At 23.7% G+C, this 18,354-nt stretch carries 11 protein-coding genes and 1 tRNA gene; 8 read left to right on the top strand and 4 right to left on the bottom strand.

The window, feature by feature from the left end; all coding sequences use genetic code 11:
* Positions 1 to 1,251: 1,251 nt before the first annotated feature.
* The 6 genes from tolB to galU all read left to right on the top strand — a co-directional run bounded on the left by tolB (position 1,252) and on the right by galU (position 6,302).
* Positions 1,252 to 2,547, top strand: a complete 1,296-nt coding sequence (tolB, locus tag K0T98_RS01890) for a Tol-Pal system beta propeller repeat protein TolB (protein ID WP_225639187.1) — start codon at positions 1,252 to 1,254, stop codon at positions 2,545 to 2,547.
* A 46-nt stretch (positions 2,548 to 2,593) separates the two neighbouring features.
* Positions 2,594 to 3,136: a peptidoglycan-associated lipoprotein Pal gene (pal, locus tag K0T98_RS01885; RefSeq protein ID WP_225639186.1), complete on the top strand. Its 543-nt coding sequence runs from the start codon at positions 2,594 to 2,596 to the stop codon at positions 3,134 to 3,136.
* Positions 3,126 to 3,902, top strand: a complete 777-nt coding sequence (gene ybgF / locus K0T98_RS01880; RefSeq protein ID WP_225639185.1) for a tol-pal system protein YbgF — start codon at positions 3,126 to 3,128, stop codon at positions 3,900 to 3,902. Before pal ends, ybgF begins: the two co-directional genes overlap by 11 nt.
* A gap of 189 nt (positions 3,903 to 4,091) precedes the next feature.
* Positions 4,092 to 4,164: transfer RNA gene (locus K0T98_RS01875), tRNA-Lys, on the top strand.
* A 299-nt stretch (positions 4,165 to 4,463) separates the two neighbouring features.
* Positions 4,464 to 4,943, top strand: a complete 480-nt coding sequence (gene rimI / locus K0T98_RS01870; RefSeq protein WP_225639184.1) for a ribosomal protein S18-alanine N-acetyltransferase — start codon at positions 4,464 to 4,466, stop codon at positions 4,941 to 4,943.
* A 453-nt stretch (positions 4,944 to 5,396) separates the two neighbouring features.
* A complete protein-coding gene (gene galU, locus K0T98_RS01865) occupies positions 5,397 to 6,302 on the top strand; it encodes a UTP--glucose-1-phosphate uridylyltransferase GalU (RefSeq protein WP_225639183.1) in 906 nt (301 codons plus the stop codon).
* 86 nt (positions 6,303 to 6,388) lie between these two features.
* Here the strand turns inward: galU and hns are convergent, their stop codons facing one another.
* Positions 6,389 to 6,796 carry a histone-like nucleoid-structuring protein H-NS gene (gene hns, locus K0T98_RS01860; protein ID WP_225639182.1) on the bottom strand — a complete coding sequence of 136 codons (408 nt, stop codon included), beginning with the start codon at positions 6,794 to 6,796 and terminating at the stop codon, positions 6,389 to 6,391.
* A gap of 4,328 nt (positions 6,797 to 11,124) precedes the next feature.
* Here hns and gshB point away from each other — a divergent pair.
* Positions 11,125 to 12,072 carry a glutathione synthase gene (gene gshB / locus K0T98_RS01855; RefSeq protein WP_225639181.1) on the top strand — a complete coding sequence of 316 codons (948 nt, stop codon included), beginning with the start codon at positions 11,125 to 11,127 and terminating at the stop codon, positions 12,070 to 12,072.
* Between the two features lie 1,114 nt (positions 12,073 to 13,186).
* Here gshB and hemW read toward each other — a convergent pair.
* Both hemW and rdgB read right to left on the bottom strand, forming a co-directional pair.
* Entirely contained in the window at positions 13,187 to 14,320 is a 1,134-nt protein-coding gene (gene hemW / locus K0T98_RS01850) for a radical SAM family heme chaperone HemW (RefSeq protein WP_225639180.1), read from the bottom strand.
* Entirely contained in the window at positions 14,313 to 14,909 is a 597-nt protein-coding gene (gene rdgB / locus K0T98_RS01845; RefSeq protein ID WP_225639179.1) for an RdgB/HAM1 family non-canonical purine NTP pyrophosphatase, read from the bottom strand. The genes hemW and rdgB overlap by 8 nt, the downstream gene beginning before the upstream one ends.
* Before the next feature lie 1,400 nt (positions 14,910 to 16,309).
* Between rdgB and rluC the strand changes: the two genes are divergently transcribed.
* Entirely contained in the window at positions 16,310 to 17,260 is a 951-nt protein-coding gene (rluC, locus tag K0T98_RS01840) for a 23S rRNA pseudouridine(955/2504/2580) synthase RluC (RefSeq protein ID WP_225639178.1), read from the top strand.
* 43 nt (positions 17,261 to 17,303) lie between these two features.
* On the opposite strand, the gene K0T98_RS01835 is transcribed toward rluC, so the two are convergent.
* Positions 17,304 to 17,885, bottom strand: coding sequence for a Fe-Mn family superoxide dismutase (locus tag K0T98_RS01835; protein ID WP_225639177.1), 582 nt, complete (start codon positions 17,883 to 17,885; stop codon positions 17,304 to 17,306).
* Between the last annotated feature and the right edge of the window lie 469 nt (positions 17,886 to 18,354).

Genomic DNA, 18,354 nt, shown 5'->3' with positions numbered 1-18,354 from the left:
TATTTACTACTATTTTTAGTATAAACTAATATACTCAAGAATTTTATTTATGCTTAAATATATTAGCTATTATTTATTATTTTAAGTAATATATATACTAGAAGTAGTATCAATAGGGTATTGATTTTTAATAAAGTTTAACAAATTGTAATTATAGTAACTCTACAATACACAATATATAAAATTAATGATCTAATAATTAATAATAATTATATACTATTCATGTAATATATATTACAAATATTTTATATTGTATTCATGATAAAATATTTTCTTAACGGTGCTACTTATTACAACAGAGTTAAAGTTATTTTAAGTGTCTACTTTTTTGATATTATCATGATAATATTTATTAATATTTAAATTAAATAAAATTTAATATTATGAGTAATACAAGAAATATATATAATTATATTATATTTAGATATTATATAAATCTAGATAGTAATAATCTACACAACATATTGTGTGTCTAATTAAACATCTTATTTTATTAATAACTAAGTAAATTATCACAGTAAAAATTTAAAAAAACTGGATGTAATATCTTATATGCATTAGGTTATAAAAATATTTTTATTAACGATATGGTAGTAAAAATATTTAAAATAGAGGTGCTTTAAATATAGAGTTTTATATTATTCGTGGTAAGATACTAAAGTAATATAAATAAAAAAATGATATTATATGACCAATACAATACCTGATAATGCACTGTACGTAATAATAATAATTACCTTGCTTGTAGTAAATTTACAAAATAACTCTGCTTAATATAAATAATTTTTTGTACCCTTAAACAGCAAAAGTAATAGCAAAGAACCATAGGTGTCTTCACAAATCACATACTATGTTAAAATATTTTCTTTTTAATCTTGCAATCATTAGGAGTGATTAATTAATTTTATTAGATATGATTAATGTAAAAATTATATTTAGTAATATTATCTTATTACTTCCATCTTTGTTTGCACTTATATTTGATTAAAATATTTCAGTTAAAATACTGAGAGAAAGTATTTTTTATTTAATACAGACTCAGGATAGCTGGTAATATAATGTTTAATTATAAAAATATTACTGCAAAATATAATAAATAATTTAATAAACACTTAATACAATGTATAATAGTAATGATGTTTTTATTGTTTCTTAATTATTATTAAGCAATAAATAAAATAGTTTATTAACACTCTTTTTTAAAATTTTTAAAATTATAATTATTTAGTTGGCTATATATGAGGATATTTAATGAAGCAGGCATTTATTATAACTATTGGGCTATTAAGCCTATGGTGGGGTAGCATGCTTCATGCAGAAATAAAAATAGTGATTACTCATGGTATAAATACTGCACGTCCAATTGTTGTTATTCCATTTAAATGGACCGGACTAGGTCCTGCCCCTGAAGATATCGGTAAAATTATTGCTGCTGACTTACGTAATAGCGGTAAATTTAATCCTATTAATACTAAACGTATACCACAAAAACCAATAACAGTTAATGAAGTAATACCTGCAGATTGGACTTCATTGGGTATTGAAGCAATAGTTCTTGGGCAAGTTCATCCAAGCTCTGATGGTTATTATATTGTAAATTACAATATGATTGATATATCTAACAATTCAAGGAGGATAATATCTCAAAATCAATATAAAGTTAACAGACAGTGTTTACGTTATGCTGCTCATAATAGCAGTAATGAAGTTTTTGAGAAACTTACGGGTATTAAAGGTGCATTTCGTACTCGCATCGCCTATGTAGTCCATAATAACAATAATCAATTCCCTTATGAATTATGTATTGCTGACTACGATGGCTATAATCCATTGATTATTCACCGTTCGATGCAACCATTAATGTCTCCTACCTGGTCTCCCGATGGAAAAAAACTTGCATATGTAACATTTGAAAGTGGCCAGTCAGTTCTTATAATTCAGACTCTGTCTGACGGAAATATTAGTCGGGTTGCGGCATTCCCACGGCATAACGGTGCGCCATCTTTTTCTCCAGACGGTAAAAAGATAGCTTTTGCATTATCTAAAACTGGTAATCTTAACTTGTATGTAATGGAGCTAAGTTCTGGTTCAATGCGTCAGGTTACTGAAGATCGTAGTAATAATACTGAACCTTCGTGGTTCCCAGATAGTAAAACTTTAGCATTTACTTCTGATCAATGTGGTCGCCCACAGATTTATAAAGTTAACATTAATAATGGTGAGTATGAACGTCTTACTTGGTATGGTATTCGTAATCAGAACGGAAACGTAAGTTATGACGGAAAGTTTCTTGTTATGGTTAGCACAAACGAAGGTGCACAACATATCACTAAACTAAATATTACATCTAATACACGTCAAGTTTTGACTAGTACGTTCCTAGACGAAACTCCGAGTATCTCGCCAAATGGTACTATGGTTATTTATAGTGCCACTGAAGGCCTGAATTCTGTTTTACGTTTAGTATCTACTGATGGGCATTTTAGAGCGCATCTTCCGGCAGCTAATAGTCAGGTTAAATTTCCTGCTTGGTCGCCATATCTATAATATATTTATATAATAGATTTATAATAAATAACAAAGGATTAATAGCATGCAAATTAACAAAACTCTAAATAAACTGATGTTAGGACTATCTATTATAACTGTTTCTGCTTGTAGTTCACACAAAAATGCGAATGATGATCAATCAGAAATAAAGACTAATAATAGTATAGAAGATAATAATAGTAATTTATCTTATGCAGGACAAGATCATATTCATATAGAAGAACTTCAAAAGAATAATATAGTTTACTTTGATTTAGATAAATATAATGTAAGCGCTGAATATGCTGAACTTTTGGATACTAATTCCGCTATTCTGCGTAAAAATCCATCGTATAAAGTAACTATAGAAGGTCATACCGATGAGCGTGGAACTCCAGAGTACAATATCTCATTAGGAGAACGTCGCGCTAATGCAGTTAAAATATATCTACAATCTAAAGGCGTAGAAGCTAATCAAATATCTATAATTTCCTATGGGAAGGAAAAACCAGCTGTACTAGGTCATGACGAAACTGCATATACTAAAAATCGCCGTGCAGTACTTGAAATAAAGCAAGTAACAGGAGAATTATTGAATGATCAGTAATTTTAGACTTGTTTTGTCTAGTCTTTTTTTACTGAATGCAATAGCAGTATCATCTACTGCTATTGCACAAACCTTAATTAATCATTCGGCCTCAATGGAAGATAGAATTACTGTACTTGAACGTATCACTAATGCACAAAGTCAGCTATTTTCTCAGTTACAGCAGCAACTTTCTGATAATCAGCTAGATATTGATTTACTACGTGGTCAAATTCAGGAAAATAGATATAATCTTAATCAGATTAATTTACGTCAAAAACAAGATTTATTACAGTTAAATAGTAGGAATAATGTAAATCAAACAACAAGATCTAAAAATGATTTATCTTTAAATTCAGCAAATAATCATTGCTATTTAGCTAATCCTACTGTATTACCAAATAATTATAAAGATTATGCTAAGACAGAATATAATTCTGCAATAAATTTAGTAATTTTAAAAAAACAAAATGATCAAGCAATTATTGCTTTCCAACAATTTATTAAAAAATATCCAAATTCAATCTATCAGCCAAATGCTAATTACTGGTTGGGTCAACTTTTATACAAAAAAAATAAAAAAGATGATGCAGTTTATTATTTTGCTGTAGTAGTAAAGAATTACCCTCAATCATCAAAATCTTCTGAGGCTATGTATAAGGTTGGAGTAATCATGCAAGAAAAGGGTGATCTTGATAAAGCTTGTATTGTATATAAGAATGTTATAAAAGAGTATCCAGGTAGTGATGCAGCTAAGAAAGCACAAAAAATTATTACTACATTATAGAAAATATTATTAATTTATAAAAATATTACTTGTTGCAGCTAATTTATGCTGTATTATAATTATAAAGAGATAAAAATTAGTTTACAGAATATATATTCTATAATTTCTATATTATAATGAATTATTAATTTAGTTAATATTATTGTATTGTATTAAATATAATATAATAATAAAAATATTTAAAACAGTGGGTCGTTAGCTCAGTTGGTAGAGCAGTTGACTTTTAATCAATTGGTCGCAGGTTCAAATCCTGCACGACCCAATTAATATTGAATAATATTTAAATTAAATTTAAATAAATAACTTACATCTTATAGAATTAAAAAAATTTTTTAATATAAATTATTTTATATTAAAAAAATTATTAATACTATTTATAGTGGTAAATATATAAAGATATATAATTAATTATGCTTCATGTTTATGAATTACACTTAAGTTAATTATTTTAAAAAAATCTTTTTATTAAAATATAGATATTATCTATATGAATAAAGTTAATAATATATAATATATAATATATAATATTAGAATAACCCTATATTATAGAAGTTTACAACGATGTATAATACTTTTTCAATAAAAAATAAAGTATCTCCTCTTAAGTATACAGATTTTAGGGCTGCTTTTAAGATTGAGTGCGACAGTAACATATATCCATGGTCTGCACAGACTTTTTTAAGTAATTATGGTAAATGTTATTATAACCTTAAATTAGAATATAATAATATATTAACCGCTTTTGCAATTACTCAAGTAATATGTAAAGAAGCTACTTTATTTAATATTGCTGTTACTCCATCTTATCAACGTCAAGGATTAGGACGTAAGCTATTTCAAGAACTAATCTCTGATCTAGTAAAGAAAAAAAATATTTTAAAATTATGGCTAGAAGTACGTGATTCAAACCATTTAGCAATAGCTTTTTATGAATCAATGGGTTTTAATGAAGTATCAATACGTAAATGTTATTACCCAACCCTTACTGGATGGGAAGATGCACGCATAATGGCGTTATCTTTAGCCTATGATAAAGAGTAAGTTATTTTATTCTAGTAAAATTACTGTAGTATATATTCTATATACCTTTAAGTTATTTTAGGGTAACTTACTTTATTTAATATTCAATACTAGATCTAGTATAGAGTAGACCACTATTAAGATTTTTATGTTTACTCTTTAAATATATTAATAAAACCCCAAGAAATAATATTAAAACTTATTAAGAATATTAAAAGATATTTTTAAACTGAACCTTACTATATATAATTAATCTATTTTAAAATTAATGTTAACTAACATATATAAAAAATCTTAAGGGATATAGTTTATATTCTTATTATTATATTGTAATAAATATTATTTTATTTTATATCTTATAAGATATACAATGTGCAAAAAATATTATTTGAAATGAGGACATTACTATACAATACCTTTAATTTTTACTTTATTTTATCTTCTTAATAGTAAATAAAGCTTTATAGAGGTCATATGTCAATATCAATAAAAAAAGCTATTATACCTGTTGCCGGACTAGGGACTCGCATGTTACCAGCAACCAAAGCTATTCCCAAAGAAATGCTCCCCTTGGTAGATAAACCTATGATTCAGTATGTAGTAAATGAGTGCATTAGAGCAGGTATTAATGAAATTATTTTAGTTACTCATTCTTCAAAAAACTCCATTGAAAACCATTTTGATAACAATTTTGAATTGGAAAATATATCAGATAAACATTTAAAACGTCAGTTGCTATCCGAAGTTCGTTCTATTTGTCCTAAAAATGTTACTATAATACAGGTGCGTCAGGGATTACCTAAGGGTCTTGGACATGCAATTCTTTGTGCTTATCCATTAGTTAATAATGAACCATTTGTTGTGGTCTTACCTGATGTTATCTTAGAAGAATACAACACGAAAATTAATACAGATAACTTAAGCAAAATGATAGAACGTTATAAAGAAACAAAATATAGTCAAATTATGGTTGAACCAGTACCTATTAAATATGTATCCAACTACGGAATTATAGATTGTAATATTATTAGCTTGCAATCTGGTAAGAGTACCCCGATAAAGGCTGTAGTAGAGAAACCTACATATGATAAAGCACCCTCAAATATGTCTATTGTTGGTCGTTATGTATTTTCTCCTAAAATATGGTTATGTTTATCTAAAATACCCTTAGGAATAGATAAGGAAATTCAACTTACAGATGCTATAGATATGCTAATTCAGGAAGAAGTAGTAGAAGCACACCTCTTAAAAGGTCTTAGTTATGATTGTGGTAATAAAATGGGTTATATACAAGCCTTTGTAAGAAAATGTATGCATCACCCTTCTTTAGGTAAAGAATTTACTACCTGGTTAAAATCTTTAAATTACTACGCTGATTAAATATAAATAAGAGATGACATTATAATCTAATAACTTATATAGAAAATATTATTATATATATTTATGTTTAATATGAATTATAAATTTTACAACAGAAAATCTTCCAAAGACTTACCGTTTTCTTCAATAGCACGTTTTATTATTGAGGGGGTACGACCTTGTCCAGTCCAAGTTTTAGTTTCATTGTTTTTATTAACATATTTATATTTAGCTGGACGCATGACGCGTTTAGATTTTCCTGGTACTTTGCTATTAGACATAGTTTGCAGAAGCTCATTAGGATCAATACCATCTGCAATTAACATCTCACGATATTGTTGTAATTTTCTAGCACGCTCTTTAATCTCTTCTTGAGCCTGATTCTCTTCTTCACGTCGTTCTTTTACGACAACTTCTAATTTTTCTAACATTTCTTCTAGGGTCTCTAAAATACATTCTCTAGCTTGTGCACGTAAAGTACGTATGTTGTTCAAAATTTTTAATGCTTCATTCATTTATTTTCATCTCAAATTATATTGTGATACTACTATTTTAATTATAATAGAGTGTCGGTTTATTGAACGCAATAGTAAATGTAAAATATTCAAAAATATTTTATATATATGCATAACTACTATTTTAAATATTTTTTAGAATATTTCATCTAATAATAAAATTATAATTATAAGCAAATAATTATTAACAATATTTTAAGGTAAAGATGTATAACTGGATATAGTGAATAATAATTATTATTGGGTAATTATATTAATTTTAATTATTAGCTCTAAAATAAATACCTCAATATAATCTAACGTTAAATAAAAAAATAATCAATTATTTTATAATAAACTATTATCTATTAGATAAATAATCTAAATTAAAATTATTGAATATTTTAAAGTAAATATTATATAGTGAAAAAATTTAAAATATTTAACTATATATTTTATATATAATGCCGCAATCTACTAAATTCAATCAAAAGATAACTTAGATTGATATTTTATCATCATACTAAATATAATCTATATTACTACATTTAGGTATATTAATAATATAATTTATAAAAATAAAATCCCAGATAAGGTATAAATTAAATAAATTTATATTTTTCAAACTAATAAATGATTTACTTAATACTTATTAAACAATATAATAGTATTATAAGTATGATTCTTAATTTCTTTAATAAATTTTACATTATGTAATGTTATTAAAATATTCTTAAAATTTTATAAAAAATAACAAATTCTATTGTATAATTCTTAATTAATATCTTAGATAAATATAATATATATAATAAATACAGTTATGTCGAAGTGTAAAATAATTTATTCTAATTTATATTTTTTATAATATTATTACTAATACATAAAAACTTTACTCTTTATAAGAATAGTAACCTAAATTAAAGATTTATTAAATTATTAACTACATAAAAAATATTAGCTAATATGCGGTTATATTAAAATTTCCTTAGTGTTTTATTTTTTTAAAAAATAATTTTTAAATATTTGCCTAGAATTATTTTATATGTTATATGGATAACAGTAAAAATAATCAATAAACTAAACATTAAGTTTAATATGATTAACTGAATATTATTTAAATCTAGTGAATATGCGTTACATAGATATTTATATCTTTTTATCTAATATCTAACATATATACTTAGCAAACTAGTAGTGATACTACATCTAACATAGATAATACTTATAAATGTATGGTAATATTTTATTTTTAATAAACTTTATTACTTTTAATTTACTTAAATAGCGTAAGTTGCTATTATTGATATAATATAAAAAATATCTCTTTATCCTGTTATAATAGTTCCTTATATATGATCATAATACTAGTAATTAATCTATAAAATAGCTTAATTAACGAATTAAGCATATTATTCACTTGTGTATGTTCTGTGGCTAATAAATATTATATTTATAATATTAAATATATTGCTATATTAATTTTACGTATAGAATATAAATAATAAAATAAATAAACTAAATTTAATTTTTAAAGTTAATCATTTATTACTGCACCATAAAACTTATTACACTAAATTTTAACATTTTGTATTGTTATTTTTTGAATACTTTTATATCTTTTATTTATTAGTATTATATAAGTATATTTTATAATAAATATAATAAAATTACATTTATTACGATGTTTATAGTTATTATAATAAGGTATTTTTCATTCACCAGCCAACTCAATTTGTTTTTAATAAATAAAACACTATTAGTAACTATTACAACTATATTATAATATGAAATACCGAATAATTCTTAATGCACATAATACAATATTTTAATTACTAATAGAAATAATTTTATTAAAATATTGTAATCAATAATTTCATATAAGTTATCTGATTAGTAATATAAGTATAAGATAACTGATGTATAAACCATAAATACAATATTAATTGTATAATATTTGTACTTTAATATTTGAAATATATTCTTTTGTAAATTATAATTTTAATTTTGCATTTAAAGTAATATAAAAAATTTTTTTATTAAGGGTAATCTAACATTCATTTATATTAGTCAATAGCATTCTTGTTATTTATTCCTGTTTATAGTTATTATTATTTATTATACTCAAAATATTGATTCATAATACCAAAACTTATTTAAAATTTAGATATATTATTTTTCTTACTTTTAATTAGTATTTATCAGTAATTAAGTTAATAAAAATAACCCTTTATTACTCCTAGTATTTTATATATCTTGATCTTAACTGAATTATTTTACCGTTATCTATTAATAATAATTATATTATAAATAGTTACTAACTATTTTTATTACAATTATATTGTATTATTGATAGTAAATTATCTAGCTATAATAAAATAAGATTTAAATATATATATAAATATCCTTATAAAATATCTACTTAATTAATAATATTTATTCTCTAAAGATTTAATAATCAGTCTATTTATTTATTGCATGATTATCTTAGTATATATATTTAGGGTATTAATTAATAAATTTATTCCATGTTACTTATGTCATTTGGAAAAAATAAACTTTTAATAACTCAATATTCTTGTATTTTTAAATACATTAATAATATAAAAATACTTTGACTACTAATTATTTGATATATCACTTATAGTATACATACTATCTTAGTAATGTATTAATTCTTATTATTCTATGAGAATTACTTGCTATTTTATTATAATATCCAAATATCATAAATCTGATATTACTTTAGATTAAAAGGTACAATTTAAATTTTTTAAATCAATTACCTTATAATAACCAAGTTAATAAATAAAAAAATAAAGAGTTAATTTTTTTAAATTAATATCAATGTTGACTTAAAGTCTTTTTATCTATTTGTAGTAAACATATTAGATATTTATATCATTATTACTATATTAACTTAGATATAAATCTAAGATATATTTTCTTTCATAAAGAAATATTTCTAAGGTAACAAGTATTATATATAATATTTTTTAATTCCTTTAGGATCTGACTTATAATATTATATAATATTTAATACATAATTTATTGTTATTATTTAAGATAAATCAATATATATAATTTATCAATTTTTGATACATCTAATGTACATATATATTAAAAATATAATCTTCATATTAACATATGATAAGATATATATAATTAAGTATAATTACTTACAGTCTATTAGACATTATAATCTATAGTATTTTTTCATCATTAGTGATCTATATTAAATTAATATATATCACTTATTAGTATAGTAAATTTATAAACTCTTCTAAAATTTATCTTTCTTAGAAAATTTATTATAAGATATGTAAGTTTACAATTAAATTAATTAAAAATTATAAGATATTATTAATAGTATAGATAAATTATCTTTATTAAATCAGTTTAAGAATAAGTAAAACTAATTAAATTAACTTACCTAAATATAATCAAAATTTATATTATAAAAATGGTTATGATTAAAATATCATGTAATTTTATAATTACATTGTATAATATTTTAAAAAAAATTATTTATTTAAAGAAAAAACCAAATATATGTATGTAACTTATTTAAGTATTTAATTATCATGTGTGTTTTTTTAAACATCTTATATTATTATTTTTAATACCTTAATAAAAGAAGTATCTTACTGTTATTATTTATATGTATATAAGTTAAAATAAATAATATATAATTTAATAAATATTATGTTATGTATATATCTTATTTATTATCGTGTAGTTACTAGTTATATCGTAAAATTACTTACGAGTAATGATGTGGAATATAAATTCCACAATTAATTTAATATTGATCTTAATCAAAGTGTTATTTAATTTATTTCCATCGTATTACTAATAAAATAAGAAATTATGCATAAGAAATATTAATATATAAATATGAAAGTGATAAAAAATAATTTCATTATTTATATATAGTATATAATATACCTATTATATTTTATATATTTATCTAAAATAGATAATAAAATTTATTTAAACAATTATCTAGTTATATAGACAATTATTTTTTTTAAAAAAATGAGACATTATCTTATTCCCTTATGCCATATTATAAATATTTATAAATACTGTCATTAAAAATCAAGTAGTTTATACGAATTTATAACTGTTAATTTATACACTATAAAAACATTGTTATAAACAATAGTTTAGATATCAGCAGTTTTAACAGCAGATTTAAATGTTTTCTAAGTTAAATAATCTATATTAGGACTAATTTAAAACACTAAATTATCTTTTACTTTAGCTCTATTGATTGGTTTTAAACATAAAAATATTTTACTATAAATTTAATTACTTTATATTATTATTAAGAAATTTATGGAGCAATAATGATCAAATTTGGTATTATTATGGACCCTATTAGTTCTATTAATATTAAAAAGGATACTAGCTTTGCTATACTGTTAGCGGCTCAGAACTGTGGTTATGAGATACATTATATGGAAATGAGAGATCTGTATATGTATATAGGAGAAGGACGTGCTCATACAAAATTACTTAAGGTAAAAGAAGATAAGGATAACTGGTATGAGTTTCACGGAGAACAGGATATTTTATTATCTTATTTGGATGTCATCTTCATACGTAAAAATCCTCCTTTTAATTCTGAATTTTTATATATTACCTACATTCTTGAATGTGCTGAAAATCAAGGTACTCTTGTAATTAATAAGCCGCAAAGTTTACGAGATTGTAATGAAAAATTCTTTATAACTTGTTTTCCCGATTTAATTCCTGATACTTTAGTTACATGTCAGGATGATCATATACGCGCGTTATATGCTAAACATGGTGATATAATTATTAAACCGTTAGACGGTATGGGTGGAAAATCTATTTTTAGAGTAAAAGAAAAAGATATTAACTTATCCGTTATAATAGAAACTTTAACTAAAGAAGGTAAAAGTTTTTGCATGGCACAAAACTTTCTACCGGAAATAAAATATGGCGATAAACGTATTTTAGTAGTAGATGGTGAAACGGTTCCGTACTGTTTAGCTCGTACTCCTAAAATCGGTGAATCTCGTGGAAATTTAGCAGCAGGTGGTTATGGTGATGTTCGTCCGCTTACAAAAATTGACTGGGATATTGCGCATAAAATAGCTCCAATCCTTCAGAAGAAAGGTCTTTTATTTGTTGGTTTAGATATCATAGGAGATCGCCTGACGGAAATAAATATTACTAGTCCTACCTGTGTTCGTGAAATTGAAGCAGAGTGTAGTAATATATCAATTACAGGTATGTTAATAAGTGCAATTGAACGTAGAATTAACTAACAACATTAGAATTTTTATTCTAAAATACAATAAATTTTTTAATATTTGTTAAAAACTTGTACTATATTATAGTAATAATAACTATTACTTCTTAAATACTGATATTATAAATCAAATTAATAATAAAAATTATTAAATTTAATTATTTGTATTAATATTTTTTATCTAGCAATCTACACAAAAATATTAATAGATTAAGTGCTTTTCTTCTTATTCTATGTAATTACAATTAAAATGTAAACTCTCCCGATAAAAATAAAATACTATAAATACAATTTCATAATCAAAGTATTTTAATTACTATTCACAACCTAACTGTTGTTAATAACTAAAATAGTAAAATCAATAAAAATATTTAATATATCATCCGTATTATTTCTTAAGCAGTAAGGAGTAAGATAAGAGAAAATAAACCACATAAACAATGGGTCTATATAAACTTAATTTAAAATACATCCAGTATAAAATACTGATAAATAAGATATAAATTAATAGGTATTATAAAAGTTTTTAATTAATTTTACCCTCTTACGAAAGTTATTATTATTTATATTTATAATGTATTACAGTATATTTTAAATAGATAAACTAAAATATAAGGTTTGATAGGTAAAATAAGTACTAACAACAGAAATATTCATAATATAATTCATTAAATTATATTATGAAAGTATTTTTACTTATTTTAATGATTTATATACTATTACTAGGAATCTTTAGTATTAATTGTAGTTATGTTAACCTCTGGTTAACTATATAGTAATATACTAAAATTTTAAAAGAGATTTAGCCACTCAAATTTATTGACTGTTTAAATAATAAATATTATAATGAAATATCTAATAATCTTATTAATTCTTTCTTACAAAAACGGTATATAAAATATCAATGATTATATATGCAAATATATATGTATCATTGATATTTTTATTATATAATATATACAATAATCATTACTACTAAATATAATTCATGAGATTTCAATTGAAGATTGAGGTTTATATAGCAATACTTAAAAAGTATTATTCTAAGATCTATATGAAAATATTCTTTCTAAAACCTACTAATTTTATAATTTCTTTTATAATTATTTTTAACTCATGAATATTTACCTCTACAAGAAAATCTCTAATAAAGAATTAAGAAATAATTTGCCATATTGAGTTATTTGCCAAGACTCTTTAGTTTCTATAATATAATTTCTAGCTATCGCATGATTTAGTTGAGTTCTAATAAACTCTTCTTTAAGTCCCGTATAAAGCTGAAATTCTATCCGTGGTGTTGGCTCAAATAACCTAAAACGATTTATAAAAAATTCTAAAGGAAGATCATTATTATTTATCTGAGTCTTTTTGTGTAAATAACTACCCTTCATATACTTACGAGGATGACGCGTCTTTACTGTACGAATAATACAACCGTCTCTAAATGTTATTTTACCATGTGCACCACAACCAATTCCCAGATAATCGCCAAATCGCCAATAATTTAAATTATGATGACACTGATAACCATCTTTCGCATAAGATGAAGTTTCATATTGCTTATAACCAGTAGAACGTAATAGAGTATCTCCGTATTGGAAAATATTCCATAGGGTATCATTATCTGGTAATTTTGGTGGATGTGCAGAAAATAATGTATTATCTTCTATTGTTAATTGATACCAAGATAGATGTGGCGTATTATTAAATTTAATAGCGTGATATAAATCCTCCAGTGCTTCTTCTGAAGATTGATTTAATAATCCATATATCAGATCAATATTAAAACTATGTAGGTCTAATTTTTGTATTACAGATATTGCTTTCTTTGCTTCTTCAGGAGTATGTATTCTTCCTAAGATAGATAGATGTTTTTTGTTAAAACTTTGTGCACCAATAGAAATACGATTTATACCTGCTATTTGATAAGAAACAAAAAGCTCAGTTTGTATTATACCTGGATTAGCTTCCATAGTAACTTCAATATTTGCAGCTAATGGTAAACGTATACGTATACCATCCATTAAATGCTGCATTCCTTCTGCACTTAATAAATTAGGAGTGCCTCCCCCAATAAAAATAGTACTAATTTCACGCCCATAAATTAATTTTATATCATGATCTAAATCTGCTAAAAGATGTCTAACATACTCCATAGAAGGAATATTACTATTGGTAGCATAAGAATGAAAATCACAATATGGACATTTCTGTAAACACCACGGAATATGTATATAAAGACTGAGAGGGGGTGTATTAAGCATTATGCATAGCTTCTAATAGCAACTTAATTGCTTGACCACGATGTGAGATTTTCATTTTATGCTCTCGAGTCAACTGCGCAGCAGAACAATCTAGATTAGCAGGATAAAAAACAGAATCATAACCAAAACCATTTTTTCCTAATGGTTTAAAACCAATCTCTCCTAACCATATACCATGACATACTAATGGGGTAGGATTTTTAGCATCACACAAGTAAACTATTATACAGTGAAATTTAGCTTGGCGTTTTCCTTTTGGAACATCTTGTAAATTTACTAGTAATTTTTTTAAATTTTGACGATCACTAATTTTATCACCACCAGCATAGCGTGCAGAATAAATTCCCGGAGCCCCCCTAAGAGCATCTACAGTTAAACCTGAATCTTCAGCAATAGTAGGTAAACCAGTAATTTGCGTAACATGGCGTGCTTTTATAATGGCATTTTCTATGAATGTCAAACCAGTTTCTTCTATAGAATCTACTCCTAACTCATCCTGAGTTATAATATTTAAATTAAAATTAGTAAGTATATTTGTTAGTTCATGTACTTTACCTAAATTTTTAGTAGCCAATACAATTTTATTCATAATCAATCCTGCATAATTAAAGTATCTTAATATTAATAAAAACAAGATAAAATAATTATCTGATATTAACAAATTAATATAGTATTTACTTTAATGATTTTATACATACTACTTATGATGTACTATATTTAGTATATATAAGAAATAATAATTATTAGCAAGTACTAATAAATATCATATTATTTATGATAGAATATATTTCAGAGAAGCATAGAATTCCCTATTGTTAGAGTTAAACTTTAGTATTTAGTAAGTTGTTTACTTATAAAATTAATGAAATATTAATAAATCTAGCTGAAATATAGGGATATGATTTTTATCTAATAAAATAAAATCCATATTTAAGAAACAAATTCATCAGTAAAACAAATAGAGTGGTACGTAATATTTCGATATTCGAGAATATATCTTATCTCAATAATTAATTATGCTTAACGAATATCAAGGTTATATAATTATTTAGATATATATTAGTAGGTTAAAAGTTACGTTATATCAATAACAGTAACTTATTTTTTTAAAAAATTACTATGTGCTATATGAAGTAAATTTATTTAAATATTCTTTATTAATATTGATCTAAATATAGTGATAATTTAAATGTACTTAATAAATCCAAAGCAATAAATATATATAAGTTAATAAATAATAGATGATTTAGATCTAGAAAAATAATGTTTATTCTTTAATCAAAGAATGATAAATTTAATTACTCCCAATATAGTAGTAATTATTACTAATATATATTAGGTGTTTAAAATAATAAGAGATTATTTGAGTTTCTCAAAACTACTGTAATCAGTGGTTAATATTATATATATCATTTAAAATATTAAAATATTTTAAAAAAATCAAATTATTATTTATTTTGAGTAATGCAAATAAAATTTTATTCCTAATATTATCTAAATGCTTAGGATTATATATCCTCTAATATTGCTATAATTAATATTTATATTTCTATATACTTTAGTGATCTTGTAGTAACCATACTATATCTTATTAAATAATTGCTTATATAGATAAAAACAATATATAATTTTATTATACTATTTATATTAAAATTAGTATATAGAAGCTATAAGGATTGTATTTTATTTAATCATAGTAAGGCAAGTGAATACACAATTCTATTTCATGATAATTTTCATCTAAATAAACAACTTAATCTTTAATATATATTAATATGGTAAATAGTATAACTAGTATTCAATATTATTGAAAATTTTAAATAATAATCTAGTAATGTATTAGAGCTTATATTCTATAATTCATAGTATATTATAATACATTATTATACCATTCGTATTTATATATAAAATTTTTAACAATTTTAGTATAAAAAGAATACGATATTTATCGTTTTAAAGTGTATATATAAATATGAGTATAAATTAGATATGAATAAATCATTAGTAACATTCGTAACTATTACTACTAATGCCGCTAGGCAGCGTATTGATAATTTTTTACGAAACAGGCTTAAAGATATACCAAAAAGTATGATTTATCGTATTGTAAGTCAAGGTGAAGTACGTGTTAATAAAAAACGTATTAAACCACAATATAAATTACAGATTGGGGACCAAGTTCGTATTCCCCCGATGTTTATTTCTAAGAATCATAAGACACCAGTTTCTATTGAACTAAATAAAATAGCAATACTTAATAATTGTATTATATTTGAGGATGATTACTTACTAGTACTTAATAAGCCTTCTGGAACAGCAGTACATGGTGGTAGTGGGCTAAGTTTTGGTGTTATAGAGGGATTACGTGCATTACGTCCTACAGCAAAATTTCTTGAACTAGCACATCGTTTAGACCGTGAAACATCCGGGGTATTATTAATTGCTAAAAAACGCTCGGTACTATTAGCTCTTCACGAACAATTACGCATGAAAAGCATTCAAAAAAATTATCTTGCCTTAGTAAGAGATCACTGGAATTCACATCACGAAGTAGTTAGGGTGCCAATACAAAATAATATTTTACAAGGTGGTAGGCGTATTGTGCGCGTAAATAATATAGGTAAACCTTCAGTGACATATTTTAAGGTAGAAGAACAATTTACAAATGCTACACTAGTAAATGCATATCCTATCACAGGACGTACTCACCAAATACGCGTACATACTCTTTATGCTGGTCATCCAATTGCTTTTGACAATCGCTATGGTGATCGTGAATTCGATAGAATACTAGAATTTACTGGTTTGGATCGTTTGTTTTTACATGCAGCAGCATTATATTTTAAACATCCTAACACTGGTAAATATATTGATATTCAAGCTCCTATGGATGAAAATCTTGTTAATTGTCTTAAAATATTGCGTAATATAAAAATATAAAAACTTATAACTAGTAAAATTATGTTTTAGTTCAATAAATATTTTATTTGTGATAGTTGTTAGCAACAAATTCCCAATTTACTAGAGACCATATATTTTCTAAGTATTTAGAGCGCGCATTACGGTAATCTATATAGTACGCATGTTCCCAAACATCTATGGTTAGTAGTGGTTTTGCTACTCCAGTAATTATAGTAGCTGCATTTGAGGTATTTATAATAGATAAGGAATTATCTGTATTTTTAACTAACCAAGTCCAGCCAGAACCAAAATTATTAATTGCAGCTTGTGTAAACTTTTCTTTAAAGCACTTGAATGAACCAAAAATTTGATTAATTTCTTCTGCTACAATTCCGATGGGAATATTACTGATCTTTGGAGCCAGGGATTGCCAATAAAAAGTATGATTCCAAACTTGAGCAGCATTATTAAAAATATCTCCAGTAGCAGTTTTAATGATATCTTCTAGTGATTTATCTGCAAATTCAGTACCTTGAATCATATTATTTAAGTTTATTAAATAATTCGCATGATGTTTAGTGTAATGGTAATTTAATGTTTCTTCAGAGATAAATGGTTCTAGTGCATTTTTTTTATATGGTAATGTAGGTAGTGTTAAGGACATAGTTGTCTCCTATATTGTTACTTAATATATTATATAACACTTTTTATCTAAAAATACTATATATTATTTTTAGTTATTAATAAATTATCTATTTTTATATTAAAACATAACACATAAATATTTAAGTTATTGTATATAGATATCAGTAATATTAGTTTTAATAAACTATATACATAAGTTATTTTAAATATATTTTTATTTATATTATTTAGACTAATACCTATAAAATACAATTAGTATAATATTTTATGATAGTATATTACTGGAATGCTTTCTGAATTTAACTTTCAATAGATTAATAATATTTTTTTTTCAATGAATATTTAAGGAGTATATAGTAAATTTCTTATAATATTATATTATAAATATAATCAATACTTATTTTTGTTGTTTTTCTCTTATATCTATACTAAAAAATAATTTTTTATATGAAAAAGTACTCTTGCTATTTATTTAAATAAAATACATA

The organism is Candidatus Profftia sp. (ex Adelges kitamiensis) (genome assembly GCF_020342455.1).
Classification (GTDB): domain Bacteria; phylum Pseudomonadota; class Gammaproteobacteria; order Enterobacterales; family Enterobacteriaceae; genus Profftia.
The sequence above is the reverse complement of the archived record's forward strand: the minus strand, read 5'-3'. Positions and strand labels throughout refer to the sequence as shown.

Coding starts and splice junctions, on each gene's coding strand:
- pal (WP_225639186.1), top strand. CDS start 2,594: ATGCAAATTAACAAAACTCTAAATAAACTGATGTTAGGACTATCTATT.
- galU (WP_225639183.1), top strand. CDS start 5,397: ATGTCAATATCAATAAAAAAAGCTATTATACCTGTTGCCGGACTAGGG.
- tolB (WP_225639187.1), top strand. CDS start 1,252: ATGAAGCAGGCATTTATTATAACTATTGGGCTATTAAGCCTATGGTGG.
- rimI (WP_225639184.1), top strand. CDS start 4,464: ATGTATAATACTTTTTCAATAAAAAATAAAGTATCTCCTCTTAAGTAT.
- ybgF (WP_225639185.1), top strand. CDS start 3,126: ATGATCAGTAATTTTAGACTTGTTTTGTCTAGTCTTTTTTTACTGAAT.
- rdgB (WP_225639179.1), bottom strand. CDS start 14,909: ATGAATAAAATTGTATTGGCTACTAAAAATTTAGGTAAAGTACATGAA.
- gshB (WP_225639181.1), top strand. CDS start 11,125: ATGATCAAATTTGGTATTATTATGGACCCTATTAGTTCTATTAATATT.
- rluC (WP_225639178.1), top strand. CDS start 16,310: ATGAATAAATCATTAGTAACATTCGTAACTATTACTACTAATGCCGCT.
- hemW (WP_225639180.1), bottom strand. CDS start 14,320: ATGCTTAATACACCCCCTCTCAGTCTTTATATACATATTCCGTGGTGT.
- hns (WP_225639182.1), bottom strand. CDS start 6,796: ATGAATGAAGCATTAAAAATTTTGAACAACATACGTACTTTACGTGCA.
- K0T98_RS01835 (WP_225639177.1), bottom strand. CDS start 17,885: ATGTCCTTAACACTACCTACATTACCATATAAAAAAAATGCACTAGAA.